Raw genomic sequence first — 17,008 nt, forward strand, 5'->3', positions numbered from 1 at the left:
GCAATTTAGCGCGATGGCACTCTTATGTTCTGAGGGGTGTGTGGTGGTGGTTGCGTCGGGGGGGTTTGTTTGGGGTCGATGTGTGGTGGTGGGGTGAACCAGGGCACGCCGGTGGTCATGTCGATCCGCCACTGTTCTTTGTGGATGACGCCGTGGTGGTGGCTGCAGAGCAGGGTGCCGTTCTCGGTTCCTGTGGTGCCGCCGTGTGACCAGTAGGTGATGTGGTGGGCTTCGCACCAGGGAGCGGGCATGGTGCAGTCGGGGAACGCGCAGCCGCCGTCGCGGGCGGTGATGGCTTTGCGGATGTGCGGTGGGAAGATCCGGGTGGTGCGGCCGATGTCCAGGACGCGGGAGTCGCTGCCGAGCAGGACGGGGAGGATATCGGCGTCGCAGGCGATTTTGCGGATGGTGTTGGGGTGCATCGGGCCGACGAAGGTCGCGGTCCCGGTGCTGAGTCGTTGATGGTCGGTGCGTCGTTCGAAGAGGTCGCGTTCGTCGATGGTGAGGGTGAGTTGGGGTCGGAGTCCGCCGTTGGCTGGCAGTTTCCCGGTGGTCATGGCGACGGCGCAGGCTCCGACGAGTCCGTCGAGGAGTTTCATGGGGCGGGAACGCCGGTCGAGATCCGGTCCGGTGGGATTATTATCCGTGGTGAGTCGGGGGTTGGTGGCGACGTTCATGGCGGTGGTGAGGGTTTCGTATTGTTCGGCGGTGGCGAAGATTTCGATGTGGTGGAGCCCGTGGCGGCGTCGGCGGCGGAAGAACGCGCCTTGGAGTTGGCGGAGAACTTCCTCGGACGGTTCGGAGCCGTCTTGGTCGATCGAGTCGACCCAGCGTTTGGCCATTTTGGTGACGAAGTCCGGGTCGGTTTCCACTGCTGTTGCGGTGAGGGCGTGTTCCATCCGGGTGAGGGTGTCGTCGTCGGTGAGGAGGCGTACTTTGTCCAGGGTGGCGCTGATGATGCTCGCGGACCGGGTGGGTATGCGTGTGGTTTCGAGGGCTTGGGCCAGGATTTCGCGGCGGGGCGGGATCTCCTGCCCGGCGATTCCGGTCCGGGGGAGGACCTCGGCGGCCAGGGCGAGCCGGCGGTTGGCTTCGCTTTTGCTGATCCGCAGGCTCGCGCGCAGGAATTCCGCGGCGTTCCGGTAGCCATCATCCGCCACCGCAGCAGCGTCTGCCGAAGCAACCGGGTTTGGTCCTGCGGCCGGGGCCGCGGGGTGTGTGGTTCCGGGGTCGGTCCAGCCTGTCTGCCATCCCGTCCCAGCGGCGGATGAGGGCCGTGCCTGCTGCGCTTGCGTGCGGGTCCGTTCCACAGCATGCGCCGCGATGACCTGCAGGTACTCCACGGTGCGGGCAATCTCCTCCACCCGCCCGGCGAACCCTGCGGCCTCGGTAAACCCGAACGTCAGGGCACCGGCCACAGTCGCGGAACGCAGAGATTCCAACGCTTCAACACTTTCAGCCAGCGCACCCTCGATTCCCAACGCACCGTCAAGCCCGTGGGAAACGCTAAACCCACGGAAATCGTCAGGTCCCGGGGAAACAGGGGCGACTTCAGGAGCGATTTCAGGGTCCACTTCACCAGGGGCGACGAAGGGCCCTGGTTCAATGCCGCGAAGCAGCCAAATGCCCCTGGGGTTGTCCGAATCGGTGGCTACCGCCGTCGGGCTTTCATGGGCCGCCAGCTCGTTGGCAGGAACGGTGTGGCTTGCTCGGGGAACTCTTCGGGGGCGCAACGCCACGCCAGACATCGCTGCCCGACGCGCCAACATCTCCCCAATACTTCCCATGAATAAACCCTCTCATTGGGGTCTGACATTTTAGGAAGCCCGCTAAAAGCCCTCAGCCCGGATAGCCATACTCCGCATCTGTCACTAGCTCGCCCCACGTAGTTTCGGAACCGTCGGTGGCTCCGATGGTTTCCCACATGGCGAGGTGGCTCATGAAATGCTCCGGAGCAGCACCGTGCCAGTGCCATTCGCCCGGTGGCGTGTAGATGGTGTCACCTTGGCGGACCACTATGACCTCGCCTCCGCGTGCCTGGACCAGGCCTACGCCGTCCGTCACATGGAGGGTCTGTCCAACCGCGTGGGTGTGCCACGCCGTTCTAGCGCACGGAGCGAAGCGGACGATGTTCACCCGCAGTCGGGAGGGCTCGTCTCCCTTGGCGATGACGTCGAAATAGACGTCGCCCGTGAAGAGCTCTGACGGTCCCTTGGTGCTGGTGGTTTTGGGGGTAATGTCCATGGTTCCTTTGTCGTTCCAGAATTAGTTGCGGTTCGTCTTGCGAAGGTCTTGGCCGAATTCAGACCTGCCGGATTCAGGCGCGAGCGTGGTTGCAGCCCAACTCGCCAGTAACTGCAGGGCATCCTCGGTTCCGGTGCCAGGCTCAGCGTTGTAGATGGTCATGGTCAGGCCGTCGTCGGCGGAGAGCTCAAACGCCTCGTAGAGCATGTGCAGGTCCCCGACGATCGGATGCCGGAACTGCTTCTTCCCGGTGTAATGCTGCCGGACGTTGTGCGCTGCCCAGCGAACACGGAATTCTTCGCTGCGGGTGGACAGCTCACCTACGAGGTCGGTGAGTCCACGGTCGTAGGGGTTACGCCCGGCCTCGGTCCGCATGATGGCTACGGTGTCGTTGGCGGCCCGTTCCCAATCGGTGTAGAAGTCATGGCTTCGAGGGTCAAGGAACAGGAAGCGGGCAAGGTTGGGCGGCCCGAAAGGCGTGTCAAAGCTATCCGCGTACAGTGCCCTGCCCAAAGCGTTGGTAGCGAGGATATCGAGCCGGCCATTGCGGACGAAGGCCGGCGAATGCGTGATCGCGTCCAACGTGAGTTGGACACCCTGTCGGATGGACTGCTTCCGTACCGGACGACGCCGCAACCGACCGCCGTCGTTGGCCGCACGGGCGAGGTCGAAGAGGTGTGCCCGTTCGGCGTCGTCCAGTTGCAGGGCGTTAGCCAGGGCTTCCAGCACGCTATCCGAGACGCCGGAGAGGTTCCCCCGCTCCAAACGGGTGTAGTACTCAACGCTGACGCCGGCAAGCATGGCAACTTCGCCGCGGCGGAGCCCAAGGACACGCCGATTGCCGCCATAGGCGGCCAGGCCAGCTTGCTCTGGGGTGATCTTCGCTCTTCGGGTAGAGAGGAAATCGCGCGTCTCGGTCCGGTTGTCCATGGTTCCAACGGTATGGCTTTTGGCCCTCCAAGGGAGTCCCTGTCATTACCCCTAACAGCAGTAACTCCTTGCATTTTGGAAAAGAGGGTTAGATGGAAGCATCCACTCATCTTCATCACGCAGGAGAAACATGCCTTCCGCTAACGCTTATGCTTCACCTTCGGCCACGGGCGACCTCACCCTGACCACCATCGAACGCCGCGACGTTGGACCTCACGACGTCCACATTGACATCAAATTCGCCGGTATCTGCCACTCTGATATCCATACTGTCCGGGGCGATTGGGGTCCCCAGCAGTACCCGCTCGTCCCCGGCCACGAGATTGCCGGCATCGTTACCGAAGTCGGTCCGGAGGTCACCAAGCACAAAGTGGGCGACCGCGTAGGTGTTGGCTGCATGGTCAACTCCTGTAAAGAGTGCAGGAACTGCCTGGCGGGCGAGGAACAGTATTGCCTCAACGGCAACGTGGGCACCTACGGCGCGGTCGACCGTGATGGCACCATTACCCAGGGTGGATACTCCCGGAACGTCGTCGTGAACGAGGACTTTGTCGTGACCATCCCTGAAGCGCTGGACCTCGACGTCGCCGCACCGCTTCTGTGCGCAGGCATCACGACCTTCTCCCCGCTACATCACTGGGACGCCGGTCCTGGCAAGAAGGTCGCGATCGTGGGCTTGGGCGGCCTGGGACACATGGGCGTCAAGATTGCCCACGCCATGGGTGCCGAGGTGACGGTCCTCTCGCAGTCCCTGAAGAAGATGGAAGACGGCTTGAAGCTGGGCGCAGACCACTACTACGCCACCAGTGATCCGGCCACGTTTGAGCAGCTGGCAGGGACGTTTGACCTCATCATCAACACGGTCAGCGCGTCCATCGACATCAGCGCCTACCTGCAACTGCTGAGCCTTGACGGCACGCTGGTGAACGTTGGTGCACCCGCCGAGCCGTTGCCCGTGAATGCTTTCGCCCTCATTGGTGGGCGCCGCAGGTTCGCCGGCTCCATGATTGGCGGAATCCGCGAAACCCAGGAGATGTTGGACTTCTGTGCCGAGCATGGACTGGGTGCTGAGATCGAGGTCATTCCGGCCAGCGAGATCAACGAGGCCTATGAGCGGGTGCTCGCCTCCGATGTCCGCTATCGCTTCGTGATTGACACGTCCACCATTGGCTAGCACACTGACCCAAGAGCAATAACGTTGAAGGGGCCACGCCTCCTCGCAGCCGTCAGGTTCACCGAGGAGGCGTGGCCTTTTTAGTGCTGGCAAGCAGGGACAATGGTCTGGTGACTTTCAGACTGGACACCATCGGCGCAGGACTGGTTTTCGCTGATTCGTTGGGAAGGCTCGCCGCCGCTTTGGAGAACCAGGGCGACGGCGGAACGGTGGTCGTCCAGGCACCGCCCGGGACGGGAAAGACCACCCTGGTTCCTCCACTGCTTGCCAACTTCGTGGGGGAGAGGCACCCCGGCCAGCCGCGCGTCGTCGTCACCCAACCGCGCAGGGTGGCCGCGCGTTCAGCGGCCCGCCGTCTTGCCTCACTCGACGGCAGCCGTCTGGGCGGCCGGGTGGGTTATACGGTCCGCGGCGAAAGCACCGCTGGTTCGGACACTGTGGTGGAGTTCGTCACTCCCGGCATTCTCCTGCGACGCCTCCTTGCTGATCCCGGACTCGAGGGAACGCAAGCGGTGATCCTGGATGAGGTCCACGAGCGTGGACTCGAAACCGACCTGCTCGTGGGCATGCTCGCGGAAGTTCGGGAACTTCGCGGCGACCTCACGCTGGTGGCTATGTCGGCAACTCTCGACGCCACGCGTTTCGCCGCCCTGCTCGGACGAAGCGGGTTAGGGCGTACCGGCTTGGGGGAGGCCGACGACGGCGCGCCGGCTCCCGTCGTCGACTGTCCTTCGGTTCTGCATGCCTTGGACATTGATTGGGTTCCGGCCTCAGTTCCGCGCCTGGACGAGCGCGGCGTTGCCTCCAGCTTCCTCAACCATGTTGCCGCAACTACGGTGGCTGCCCACGACGAAGCGCTCATGGAAAACCCCGATGTTGACGCTCTGGTCTTCCTCCCGGGCGTGCGTGAAGTTTCCGACGTCGCCAGCCGGCTCCGCGGGCTGGTCCGGGCCGACGTCGAGGTACTTGAGCTGCACGGCCAGATCGGTGCGGACGCCCAGGATCGGGCAGTTTCAGGCAGGGAACCCGGCGACCCTCCTCGAATTATTGTGTCAACGGCGTTGGCCGAGTCCTCACTCACGGTGCCGGGCGTCCGGCTCGTCATTGATTCCGGCCTGTCACGTGAACCGCGTCGCGACGCCGGCAGGGGCATGTCCGGGCTGGTGACGGTATCCTGCTCAAAGGCGTCGGCCGAGCAGCGGGCCGGCCGCGCAGCGCGCCAAGGACCAGGCAGGGTGGTTCGGTGCTACGACCAGCAGGCCTTCGCCGCCGCGCCAGCGCATCAAACTCCCGAGATTTCGGTGGCCGACCTGACCAGTGCTGCTTTGGTGCTCGCCTGCTGGGGAGCACCCGGGGGCCGTGGGCTTGCACTGCCCGACGCACCACCACGTGCGGCTATGGAGGACGCCGTCGAGGTCCTTCGGGAACTCGGTGCCGTGACCGCGGAAGGAACTGTCACGGACGTGGGCAGGACGCTCGCGAAGATCCCGGCAGACCCTCGGCTTGCCCGGGCGCTGCTGGACGGTTCTGCGCTGGTTGGCCGTCGCCTTGCCGCTGAAACGGTGGCACTGGTAGCCGGTGATCAACGTGCGCCGGGTGCTGACCTCACAAAACTGTTGGCGTCAGTTCGTTCCGGATCAGACCCGGCAGCCCGACGATTTGCCGAAGACGTCAAACGGATGGAATCGATCGCGCGCCAGGAAACTTTCGGCATCGCCTATCAACAAGGCATCGATGAGCAACGGGCACTGGACGTTTCAGCGAGGGAGGCGCCCGGGTTCGTGGTCGCGTTGGCCTTCCCGGACCGTATTGCCAGGCGGGTTCCCGGCCAAGGGGCGCCAACATATCTGCTGACATCGGGCACCAGGGCTGGTCTGCCCGCAGGTAGCTCCCTGGCTGGCCATGAGTGGTTGGCCGTGGCGGAGGTTTCCCGCGCCCAAGGCAGGGATGCCGCGGGCACGGGAGCCGTGATCCGATCGGCGGCGCCCTTGTCCGCTGAGTTGGCGGCCGCCGCGGCGCCGGAGCTGCTGGCCGAGGAGGTAACAGCACGTTTCGCCCAGGGTCGGGTGACGGCGAGGCTCGATCGGAAACTGGGAGCCCTTGTGCTGTCCTCCACGCCCGTGCGCCCCAGCGTAGAGCAGGCCCGTGATGCTGTTGCGGTTGCACTGGAAAAGGCAGGACTCTCGATGATCGGGTGGTCCGCTGCGGCAGATGCGCTGCGCCGGCGCCTTGCTTTGTTGCACAGGGAACTAGGCGATCCGTGGCCCGATGTCAGCGAATCCGCACTTTTGTCCAGATTGGATGACTGGCTTGCCCCGGAGCTCGAATCCATGGCCACCGGCACCCCCGCCACCGCCATTGACCTCAGCGATCCACTCCGGCGCCTGCTTCCGTGGCCCGAGGCTTCCAACTTGGACAGCCTGGTGCCCGAGCGCCTCCAGGTCCCCAGTGGCTCGCGGGTGCGGATCCAGTACCCAGAGGTCTCTGAGGGCACCGACCGAAAGAAAGCGGAGAACGACGGCGGTAGCCCGGTTGTAGCGGTCAAGCTGCAGGAATGTTTCGGCTGGGACCGCACGCCTCGCCTTGTTGGCGGAAGGGTGCCGGTGCTTTTCCACCTTTTGTCTCCCGCAGGCAGGCCGTTGGCGGTGACAGGTGATCTCGCATCGTTTTGGTCCGGGCCCTACGCCCAGGTTCGGGCAGAGATGCGTGGGCGCTACCCCAGGCATCCCTGGCCCGAAGATCCGTGGACGGCACTAGCCACGGCCAAAACCAAGAACCGGATGTAGCCCGCCCGATCACAAGGGCTGGGCGGATCACAACGTTTAGGCGAGCCTTTCCAGCATGAACTGGATCTCGCCATCCACGAACGTTCCCAGCACGCTGCTGGCGGCAAACTCGTCCGGGGCGGTGGTCAGTGGATCGCGCTCAAACGCGGTGAAGTCGGCGCGTTTACCCACCGTGATCGAACCCGAAACGTCCCACAATCCTGCAGCTCGTGCGGCGTGCGAGGTGTAGCCCTCAAGCGCCTGAAGTGCGGTGAGTGCCTGCGAAGGTGCGATCGGTTCCTGTTCCGGATGTCCGGAACGGCGCCGCAACTGGGCGTCTGCAATGATCGGCAAGGGTTCGTACGGAGCGATCGGCCAGTCGGAGCCGATACCCACGGTAACTCCAGCCTCGCGGAGGTCCCTGCAACGCCATGCGCGGTCGGCACGGACCTTGCCAAGCCTGGTGGACCAATTGTCACTGTGGTCTGCCAGGGAATAGTGCGTGCAGTGCGTGGGCTGCATGCTCGCCACCACTTCGGCGTGCTGGAAGCGTTCCACCAGCTGGTCGGGCACCGTCTCGATGTGTTCAATCCTGTGAACCGTCTGGCGGAGCACGTCCGAGGGCACAACACCGCGGAGCGACTCCAAGGCGTACAGCACATGTTCCACGCCGGCATCGCCAATGGCGTGGGTCGCCGTCGGGATGCCGCGGGAGGCAAAGTAGCGAACCGCAGCTGTGTATTCTTCCGGCCGTGGCCAGAATGGCGCAGTGGATTGGCCGTACAGGTCCGGCTCGTAAAGCCACGCGGTCCCGTTGTCCACGGTTCCGTCAACGAACAGTTTGATGGCCTCGACGGACCAGCGGCGTCCGCCGGTGCCTATGGTGTGGGCAAGTCCCTTCCACTCAGCCTCGTCAGTGCCCGGCATGCACCATGGCGCACTCCGCAGCCGCAGGGGCAGCTCGCCGTCGGCTTCCAAAGCCTGAAAAAGGGCGGCCGACTCCTCGTTGTGGTCCATGACGTGCCCGCCGGTCAGGCCGGACAGGGCGAAGTCCCGGAGCAAGTTGCCCAGGCGGGTCTTCCGTTCCTCAAACGATTCCTTGGGAATGTGACGCTGCACCAGATCAATGGCCGCCGCTTCCAGGAGCATCCCGGTGGGGACGCCCTCGGCATCGCAGACCACCTCGGCGCTCTGGTCAAATTCAACACGGCCGTGGATCCCAGCCAGTTCCAGGGCCCGGCTGTTCGCCAACGCGGAATGGCCGTCGAACAACCGGATCATGGCTGGCCGGTCACCGGAGACCTCGTCGATCACGTTCCGGTGCAGGGGCACTGGCCCAAACGCGTTCGGGTTCAGGCCCCAGGCACGCAACCAGCCGCCGTCGTTTTGTGATGCGAAGCTTGCTGATTCTGCCTGCAGCAGCGCCCGTACTTCAGCCAAAGTGGATGCGCCGGACAGATCGCAGCCAATGGTCAGGTCCAGGCCAAACACGGGGTGGATGTGGCAATCAACCAGGCCTGGCGTCAGCGTGGCACTGCCAAGATCCACTATTCGCGTGCCTGGCTGACGCCACTCCTGGGCGTCCTCCCTGGATCCGACGGCGGCGATCAAACCCTCCCTGACGGCGACGGCCTGAATAGCCGGACCCGAACTGTTAGCCGGGCGGTCGTCGAGCGTGTGGATGGTGTCAGCAAGCACGATGAGGTCAGGAGTCATGGGTTTCGAAGCTTCCAATCCGGGCAAAGATGGCGGGGCGGGTGGTGCGCAATCTGCGGGCGATCAGCAGACCGGCCAGGAAAACAAGGGGCGTCACCAGCATGAGAACGGTGTTGGTGAGGGCATCGGCGAACGTCAGGAGTTCGATGTTGATGGCGATCAACGCAACCACGCCAAACAGCAGGATGGCTGACGCAATGCTCAAGGGAATGAGTAGCCTGTTGGTCACGGCCTCGGGATTGCGCCGCAGGTAGATGAAAGCTGCCACGGAAACCAGTCCCTGCAAGGCGACAATGCCGAAGATGCCGGGAGTGTTGACCCAGATCAGCAGCTGTTTGTAGGGATCGGCGCCGGCGATGGCGCAAATGATGATGACGACGGCGGCGAGGGCTGTCTGGATTTGCCCAGCGCGGTGCGGGGACTTGTACTTCGGGTGGGTCCTGCCGAGGAATGCGGGAAGGACGCCGTCTTTGGCGAGCATGTAAACGTAGCGATTGATGGCATTGTGGAACGCCAACTGGGAGGCATACACGCTGGTCACGATCAGTACGTACATGACAACTTCTGCCCAGGGTCCCACGTAATGGTTGATCGTGGCGAAGAACATGCCGTCCGCCAATTCACCGGCAGCAGCCATCACGTCGCCATCTCCATAGGCCTGGATGACTGTCCACACGATGAAGGCGTAGAACACGGACATGAAGCCGACGGCAATGTAGGTTGCCCGCGGCACGGACTTGTCAGGGTTGCGGGCCTCACGCCGGTACAGCACCGTGGATTCAAAGCCCATGAAGGCGGCGAAGCAGATAGCAAGGATGGCAAGGACGCCAGGGGTGAAGGCGTGCTCGGGGGAGAAGGAGGCAACGCTGATGCCTTGTGCGCCGCCGTTCGCCAGAATGCCGGCGCCCATGACGGCAAGTATGGCGGTCTCGGCAATGAGCAGGACGCCCAGGACCTTGGCCCCAACGTCGATGCCCCGATAGCCAAGGAACCAGACGGCGGCCACGGCTGCCAGCGCTACCGCCGGCCATGGGACGTCCAAGCCGAAGAGTGTCCGGAGCATGGCCTGGGTCTGGACTGCAAAGAGTCCATAAACGCCGATCTGCAGGCAGTTATAGGAAACGATGGCGAGAATGGCCGAGGCAAGCCCCACCGTTTTTCCCATGGCCAGTGTGATGTAGGTGTAGAAACCGCCGGCTGCTTTGACGTGCTTGGTCATGGCCATGAAGGCCACGGCGAAGATCAACAGAACGGCGCCGGCGATGACGTAGCCCATGGGGGCGCCAATGCCCCCGATGCCAATGGCCACAGGTGCCACGCCGGCCATTACGGTCAAGGGGGCTGCTGCGGAGATCACCAGGAAGGCAATGCCGCCGGTGCCGATGGCATTCTTCTTGAGCCCGTTTCCAGCATCCGCTTCAGGAGGGCGGGTTTCGATTTCAGACATGGTGTCCTCGGAGGTCTAATGCGGGGAGATTCAGGGGAGGAGCCGATCGATAAGCGAAAGGCTTTCGTTTATCGTAAGGCCTTGTGATGGGGCGCACAATACCTTTGCCCAAACTTCTGGCTAGAGTCGTAACAACACTTTGATTGGAGACCCAATGCCACGCCCGCTGGTTCCGCTGATATCCATCGACGCTCTCGTCACCGCCGCCTTGGAGCTGGTAGACGAAGCCGGGGACTTCAGCCTGCCCAAACTGGCCAAGAGGATCGGCGTCAGCCAATCGTCCATTTACAACCACGTCAGCGGCCGGGAAGAAATACTGGAGCTCATGCGCGGGCGGATCATCGCCGAGAGCCCCTACACCCTCCATGAAGGGCAGGACTGGGAGGAGGCCCTCAGAGTTATTGTCCGCAGCTACCGTGACGCGTTCGCCCGGCATCCCCGTCTGGCCCCGCTGCTGGTGTTGCAAACGGTGCAGGACGATCAGGTGCTGGCTCTCTACGAGAATCTGGCCGTCGCCCTGGAAAAGGCCGGTTTCCAGGGACAGGATGTGGTTTCGGCGATCTCCACCATCGACAGTTTTGCCTTGGGATTTGCGTTGGACCTGGCCGCTCCCGACGTCGTGTGGGCACCTCCGGTTCACGGCTACCCGACCCTTACCCAGGCGTTGACGCACGCCGGTCCGCCGGACCAGCGTGGTGAAGCGGCCTTCGATTTCGGTTTGGAGATCCTGGTAGCGGGACTCCGTTCACGCCTCAAATCCTCGGTGCTGTGAACGGTGCTGTGAACCCTGCTGTGAACTTGCTGCAAACCTGGTGGGCGGCCGTAGTCCGTGGCTTCACCGACGTCCAGACTACTGCCGTGCCCCTGCCTGCGTTGTTGGCGATTCTCGCTGGAGCCACCATTCTGAGCATCCCTCGAGCCACATGGCGATGGTTCGGTCTCTACGTGACATTCGTCCATGAGCTTGGCCACGCATATGCCGCCCTCATGACGGGGCGATTTGTCCACAGTCTTCGCATCGGACTGGATCATTCGGGTCGCCTCGTCAGCAGCGGCCGGAGCCCTTTCGGCGCAGCCTGGTCAGGGTTCTGGGGTTATCCCGCCCCGGCAGTCGTGGGACTTGCCTTAATTGCTGCGTTCGCCGCGGGCCGATCGGGAGCCGCGATGTCTGTGGGCGCCCTCATCCTGCTCGTCTCCCTGATTTTCCTGCGCAACCTGACAGGGATCCTCGTGGCGGTGGTCAGCGCAGCTATCGCCCAGCTTTTGCTCCTCTTCGGATCGCCCACCATCGTCAACTACATTGTGCTGGCCCTGGGGATCGCCCTGTCAGTGGGTGCCGTGCGGGACCTCTTCAAGCTCGCCGGCGTCCATACACGGCGCCGGGACCGGCTAGCAGCGTCGGACGCCTACATCCTTGGCCGAACCACGGGTGTCCCGTCGTTCCTGTGGCTGACAGGATTCTCCGTGGTCATCACAGGGAGCACAGTCACCTCAGCATGGTTGTTATGGGGGATGGTCGCGGCCTAGAACCCCTTGGCCACTTCGCGCTGGCTCTTCGTCCGCGGCTGGGTCTTGCCCTGTGGTCGCCTCAGGGTGTCCAATCCTCTTACACGTTCGAACCTTTCGGCGCGTTCGAACTCCGAGCTTGGATAGGACACCAGGAGGTGCTCATGTCCGCGAAGGGCACACGGGAGACGGCCAAGGCGGCCGGACCCGGCACACCCGAGTCCCGGCGAAGCGAGAACGGAACGGCTCTGGCGGCAAGTGATCCTGCCAAGATACGCAACGTGGCACTCGTAGGGCATTCAGGTGCAGGGAAGTCGATGCTCGTTGAGGCGCTGTTGGCTGCCACCGGTGCCATCACCCGGATGGGTTCCATCACTGAGGGAACAACTGTCAGCGATTCAGACCCTTCAGCCATCCATCAGCAGAGGTCCGTCACCATGTCCGTGGCCCCGATCCTGGTGGGCGAGGTCAAAGTGAACCTGATCGACACTCCGGGGTACACGGATTTCACGGGGGAATTACGAGCAGGGTTGAGGGCCGCCGATGCGGCCCTCTTTGTCGTCTCCGCCGTGGACGGCATCGACGGCGCCACCATCGCCTTGTGGGGTGAATGCGAGAAGATCCGCATGCCGCGGGCTGTAGTAGTCAGCCGCCTGGACCACCCCCGCGCGGACTTCAGCGCCGCCGTCGTACGTTGCCAGGAAGCCTTCGGTGAGTCTGTCCTTCCGCTGTATCTGCCCTCTGGCGGAGGGTTGGCAGGGGTGCTCGAGGGGAACAACGATGATCCCGTCGTGGAGGAAGCCCGCGGCCCTTTGATTGAAGGGATCATTGCCGAAAGCGAAGACGAGACCTTGATGGACCGCTATCTGGGCGGTGAAGAGTTGCCCTTGGAAGACCTCATCAGGGACCTGGAAACCGCCGTGGCCAGGGGCTCCTTCTTCCCTGTGATGGCTACCTCGGCGGAAACGGGTTTGGGGCTTCCCGAGCTCATGGCACTGATGATCGATGCTTTGCCTTCGCCGCTGGAACGCACCGCGCCCCCAGCGATGAAACTCGATGGTTCGTCCTTGAAACCACTGGAATGCGACCCCGCAGGACGCCTCGCTGCCGAGGTAGTGCGGACTACCGTGGATCCGTTCCTGGGCCGCGTCTGCCTGGTCCGTGTTTTTTCCGGCACCCTTCATGAAGATTCAGCCATCCACATCGGCGGCAGGGGATTGGCCGACAGGGGCCACGAGGACCACGACAGCGATGAACGTGTCACGCACCTGTACTCGCCCGTCGGATCAAGCCTGAAGGCTGTTTCGCAGTGCATCGCCGGTGACATTTGCGCCATCAGCAAGCTGGCGAGCGCGGAGACCGGGGACACTGTCTCGGACAAGGACGCTCCGCTGCTGATCGAAACCTGGAACATGCCTGAGCCGCTGATGCCCATAGCGATCGAAGGAGTGTCCCGTAGCGACGAGGACGCGCTCGCCAAGAGCATCGGGAAGGTAGTCGCGGCAGATCCGACGCTTCGGGTGGAACGCAACCAGGACACGCACCAGTTGATTCTTTGGTGCATGGGTGAGGCGCATGCCGAAGTGATATTGGACAGGCTGCGCAACCAGGGCGTCAAGCTTCAAATGGTGGAGGTCATCACGCCGCTGCGTGAGACCTTCGCCAGCAAGGCCGCAGGGCACGGCCGGCATGTCAAGCAATCAGGCGGACACGGACAGTTCGCCATCTGCGACATCGAAGTTGAGCCGTTGGCGCGCGGGGAGGGGTTTGAATTCGCTGACAAGACGGTGGGCGGAGTTATTCCCGGTACGTTCGTCACTTCCGTGGAAAAGGGCGTGCGCTCCCAGATGCTCAAGGGCGTTTCCGCTGGGTTCCCCGTGGTGGATATCAAGGTCACCTTGGTGGGCGGAAAAACGCACAGCGTGGATTCCTCAGACGCAGCCTTCCAGGCAGCCGGTGCATTGGCGCTTCGAGAAGCCGCGTCAACGGCCAGGATCCAGCTTCTGGAACCCGTGTCCGCCGTGGTGGTCAGCGTCCCGGACGAACACGTGGGGGCGGTGATGAGTGATTTGTCGGGCCGGAGGGGACGGGTGACCGGAACTACGGCAGCTAACGGCGAGGGTACTGAGATCACCGCAGAAGTCCCTGACCAGGAGCTTCTGCGCTACGCCGTTGAACTTCGGGCGCTCACGGCGGGTACGGGGCGCTTCCGGCGATCGTATCTGCGCCACGAGCCGGTGCCGAAGTAGTTCCTCAACTGTTTTCCCTCATGAATCCCGCCACTGCGGGTGCAAGCGAGGCACCTATCTCGGCGGCACTGCGCTTGAGGCCCTTGACCACAAACGAATGGTCGGCATTTTCGCTCCACTGGAGAGTCGCCGTCGAGCCTATCCTGGCCACTACCGACTCCAGAAGTTCCGGCGTCGCGAAGGTATCGCGAGTGCCTTGGAGGAAGAGCATGGGCACCGTTATCCCATAGAGGTGTTCATCGCGGAGCTTCTCCGGTTTGCCCGGTGCGTGGAGGGGATAACCGAGGTACACCAGGCCAGCCGCGGGCATTCCCTCGGCCACGGCCATGGATGCCATCCGACCCCCAAAGGATTTTCCGCCGGCCCACAACGGTTCATCGCCTGCGAGATCCGCGGCCTTTTCCATGACGGCCCGCCACGTGGCAATCGCTGCGGGCGGACGGTCGGGGAAACGGCGTCCGGCTTCCCGGTACGGAAAATTGAAGCGCAGGGTACTGACGCCTTCCTCCGCCATCGCTTCGGCAAATCCCTGCAGGAAGGGGTGTTCCTTGCCTGCTCCGGCGCCGTGGGCAACTACGAGGGTCGCGAACGACTTCTCCGGACGGACGTGGATCGCCGATACCTTGGTGTCTCCCACGGCAACAGTCAGGGCGGTTTCAGTGTTTGGCATGTATCCATCATGGTGCAGTTTGGCCTTTGAGCTGTCAGGCACTACTTCACGCCGCCCGAAAAAAGGAACGCAGGATGCTGACGTGAACGCCCTTGACGGGGTAGCTTGTGGCCATGGCGAGCGAATCAGCAACAGTCTCCGTGCCCGGTCCCGAGGGCCCCCGCGAAGTCCGGATTTCAAGTCCAAGCCGCGTCATGTGGCCCGAGGCCGGACTGACGAAACTGGACCTGGCTAACTACCTGGTGGATGTGGGCGATGCTTTTGTGGCGGCTAACGGCAACCGGCCCGTCAGTCTCCAGCGTTACTCCGGCAACATCGAGGGCGAGATGTTCTTCTCCAAGAACCCTCCCAAGGGTGCGCCGGAGTATGTCCGCTCGGTCATGGTGACCTATCCGAGCGCCCGGACCCATCCGCAGTTGGTAATCGACGAACCTGCGGCCGCGGTGTGGGCAGCGCAAATGAACACGGTCGTCTTCCACCCGTGGGCTTCCCGTGCCAACGATCCCGACAATCCCGACCAGCTGCGTATCGACCTCGATCCGCAGCCGGGAACGGACTTTGATGACGCCATACCGGCCGCGCAGGAACTCCGCGCGTTGTTGGACGAAGCCGGGCTGACGGCCTTCATCAAGACCTCGGGCAACCGGGGACTGCATGTGTATGCGCCCATCCACCCCAAGCATGAATTCCTGGAAGTGCGCCACGCGGTGATCGCTGCGGGCCGGGAGTTGGAGCGACGGATGCCCGAGAAGGTCACCACGGCATGGTGGAAAGAAGAACGCGGGACCAGGATCTTCGTGGACTTCAACCAGGCCAACCGGGACCGGACGATTGCCGGTGCGTACAGTCCGCGTGCCGTGCCGAATGCACAGGTATCGTGCCCGTTGGCGTGGGAAGAGCTGGAAAATGCAGATCCGGCCAAATACACCATCAGCACAGTTCCGGACCGGTTGAAGACGACAGGCGACCCTTGGGCCACCATGCATGAGAAGCCCGGGGACATCGACGTCCTTCTGCAATGGTGGGAGCGCGACGTCAAGAACGGCCAAGGCGAAATGCCGTTCCCACCGGAATTTCCCAAGATGCCGGGCGAGCCGATGCGGGTACAGCCGAGCCGCGCTCGGAAACAGGAGGAGTAACCGCAGGAGCAAGCATGCATCCAGGTTCACGCAGGGGAATTGTGACCGCAGCGCTTGTGTGCGGACTGTTCCTCGCTGGCTGCACGGGCGAACCGCAGCCCAACCCGTTTCCGCCGGCACCAGTGACGAGCTCGACGTCGGTCCCTCCCACAGTACCCACCCCGCCATCCGGGAGGGCACAGTCCACCACGGCATCAGCCTCACCACCAGTAACACCCGCCTTTGGCGAGCTGCAGGCAACTTTGGAGCTCTTTAGCCGGGAAATGCTGCAGAACGGTGCCCCCGCGGTGCTGATAGAGGCCAGGGCCGGCCAAGAAGTGTGGAGGCACGCGGCGGGTGTCAGGAGCCTTCACGGAGGTGCTCCTGTGCAGGCGGATGATCCGATCCGGGTGGGCGGGCTCACACGGACCATGGTGGCAGTTTCCGTGTTGAAGCTGGTGGAAGAAGGCCGGCTGGTACTTGAGGATTCGATCGCCAAATACTTGCCGGGGATCGACGTCCTCCTGCCGCCGGAGCCAGAGTCCGTGACAGTCCGGCAATTGCTGGGCCACACCGCAGGGATTCCCTATGCCAGCGGGCTTTCGGACTATGCAGTCCTTGGCTTTTTGGTGGAGCGGCTCCGGGGCGCTCCTTTGGCCGCGGTCCTGCGAACGGAAATCCTGGATCCCTTGAATCTGCACTCAACCATGCTTTTGGACGCGGGCCCCCTTTCAAACACCCTGGTCCATGGTTATGCAGTGGTGGGGGGTGAAACGGTGGACGTCACGCATTCCGTCCAGCAAGGCGGCCCGGCTTCCGACGGCGTGATCGCGAGTGTTACCGACATTGACGCCTTCTACGCAGCGTTGCTCAAGGGGCGGCTGCTGTTACCGGAGAGCCTGGTGGAGATGAAGGGTTCGGTTTTCGCCGATTACGGATTGGGCCTGGACCACTGGAAGGACACGTGCACCAACGGCTACTATTACGGCCACTCAGGTGACGTACCGGGCTATGGCACCATCTCCATCAGCAGTGCTGATGGGAACCGTCAGCTCACCATTTCCTTGGCCCACCCGCCGTCGCCCCTGTCTACGCAACCTTCGGCCATCGCTTTGGAACTGACAGGACTCGCCCAGGTCGCTTTGAACGCGAGTTGCCGTTTCCATTTCCGCTGATCGCGGTTCGACCC

General features: G+C 63.2%; 13 protein-coding genes. 7 read left to right on the forward strand and 6 right to left on the reverse strand.

Annotated features, from left to right (window positions below):
• Window positions 1-5: 5 nt before the first annotated feature.
• From VUN82_13915 to VUN82_13925, 3 genes are read right to left on the reverse strand one after another with little or no spacing between them, the layout of a single operon-like run.
• On the reverse strand, window positions 6-1,787 hold the full coding sequence (locus tag VUN82_13915) for a DUF222 domain-containing protein (protein ID XAS70217.1): 1,782 nt from the start codon (window positions 1,785-1,787) through the stop codon (window positions 6-8).
• Between the two features lie 52 nt (window positions 1,788-1,839).
• Window positions 1,840-2,244, reverse strand: a complete 405-nt coding sequence (locus tag VUN82_13920) for a cupin domain-containing protein (protein XAS70218.1) — start codon at window positions 2,242-2,244, stop codon at window positions 1,840-1,842.
• A gap of 21 nt (window positions 2,245-2,265) precedes the next feature.
• Window positions 2,266-3,174 (reverse strand): helix-turn-helix transcriptional regulator, encoded by a 909-nt coding sequence (locus VUN82_13925; GenBank protein ID XAS70219.1) that lies wholly within the window; start codon window positions 3,172-3,174, stop codon window positions 2,266-2,268.
• Between the two features lie 130 nt (window positions 3,175-3,304).
• Here VUN82_13925 and VUN82_13930 point away from each other — a divergent pair, with 130 nt between their 5' ends.
• Both VUN82_13930 and hrpB read left to right on the forward strand, forming a co-directional pair.
• The gene (locus VUN82_13930; GenBank protein XAS70220.1) at window positions 3,305-4,348 is read left to right on the forward strand and encodes an NAD(P)-dependent alcohol dehydrogenase; all 1,044 of its coding nucleotides are present in this window, start codon (window positions 3,305-3,307) and stop codon (window positions 4,346-4,348) included.
• Window positions 4,349-4,431: 83 nt separating this feature from the next.
• Window positions 4,432-7,134 carry an ATP-dependent helicase HrpB gene (gene hrpB / locus VUN82_13935; GenBank protein XAS74685.1) on the forward strand — a complete coding sequence of 901 codons (2,703 nt, stop codon included), beginning with the start codon at window positions 4,432-4,434 and terminating at the stop codon, window positions 7,132-7,134.
• Between the two features lie 36 nt (window positions 7,135-7,170).
• On the opposite strand, the gene VUN82_13940 is transcribed toward hrpB, so the two are convergent.
• Entirely contained in the window at window positions 7,171-8,829 is a 1,659-nt protein-coding gene (locus VUN82_13940) for an amidohydrolase family protein (protein ID XAS70221.1), read from the reverse strand.
• Window positions 8,819-10,276, reverse strand: coding sequence for an APC family permease (locus VUN82_13945; protein ID XAS70222.1), 1,458 nt, complete (start codon window positions 10,274-10,276; stop codon window positions 8,819-8,821). The genes VUN82_13940 and VUN82_13945 overlap by 11 nt, the downstream gene beginning before the upstream one ends.
• Before the next feature lie 154 nt (window positions 10,277-10,430).
• Here VUN82_13945 and VUN82_13950 point away from each other — a divergent pair, with 154 nt between their 5' ends.
• The 3 genes from VUN82_13950 (at window position 10,431) to VUN82_13960 (ending at window position 14,031) form a co-directional block, all read left to right on the forward strand.
• Entirely contained in the window at window positions 10,431-11,048 is a 618-nt protein-coding gene (locus VUN82_13950; protein ID XAS70223.1) for a TetR/AcrR family transcriptional regulator C-terminal domain-containing protein, read from the forward strand.
• Window positions 11,045-11,803 carry a M50 family metallopeptidase gene (locus tag VUN82_13955; GenBank protein ID XAS70224.1) on the forward strand — a complete coding sequence of 253 codons (759 nt, stop codon included), beginning with the start codon at window positions 11,045-11,047 and terminating at the stop codon, window positions 11,801-11,803. The genes VUN82_13950 and VUN82_13955 overlap by 4 nt, the downstream gene beginning before the upstream one ends.
• Before the next feature lie 143 nt (window positions 11,804-11,946).
• The gene (locus VUN82_13960) at window positions 11,947-14,031 is read left to right on the forward strand and encodes an elongation factor G-like protein EF-G2 (GenBank protein ID XAS70225.1); all 2,085 of its coding nucleotides are present in this window, start codon (window positions 11,947-11,949) and stop codon (window positions 14,029-14,031) included.
• Between the two features lie 4 nt (window positions 14,032-14,035).
• Here the strand turns inward: VUN82_13960 and VUN82_13965 are convergent, their stop codons facing one another.
• A complete protein-coding gene (locus VUN82_13965) occupies window positions 14,036-14,701 on the reverse strand; it encodes an alpha/beta family hydrolase (protein XAS70226.1) in 666 nt (221 codons plus the stop codon).
• 113 nt (window positions 14,702-14,814) lie between these two features.
• On the opposite strand from VUN82_13965, the gene ligD reads away from it, so the two are divergent.
• The gene (gene ligD / locus VUN82_13970; GenBank protein ID XAS70227.1) at window positions 14,815-15,840 is read left to right on the forward strand and encodes a non-homologous end-joining DNA ligase; all 1,026 of its coding nucleotides are present in this window, start codon (window positions 14,815-14,817) and stop codon (window positions 15,838-15,840) included.
• Between the two features lie 14 nt (window positions 15,841-15,854).
• Window positions 15,855-16,994 carry a serine hydrolase domain-containing protein gene (locus tag VUN82_13975; protein XAS70228.1) on the forward strand — a complete coding sequence of 380 codons (1,140 nt, stop codon included), beginning with the start codon at window positions 15,855-15,857 and terminating at the stop codon, window positions 16,992-16,994.
• Window positions 16,995-17,008: the final 14 nt, after the last annotated feature.

Source organism: Micrococcaceae bacterium Sec5.1 (assembly GCA_039636795.1).
Classification (GTDB): Bacteria; Actinomycetota; Actinomycetes; order Actinomycetales; family Micrococcaceae; genus Arthrobacter.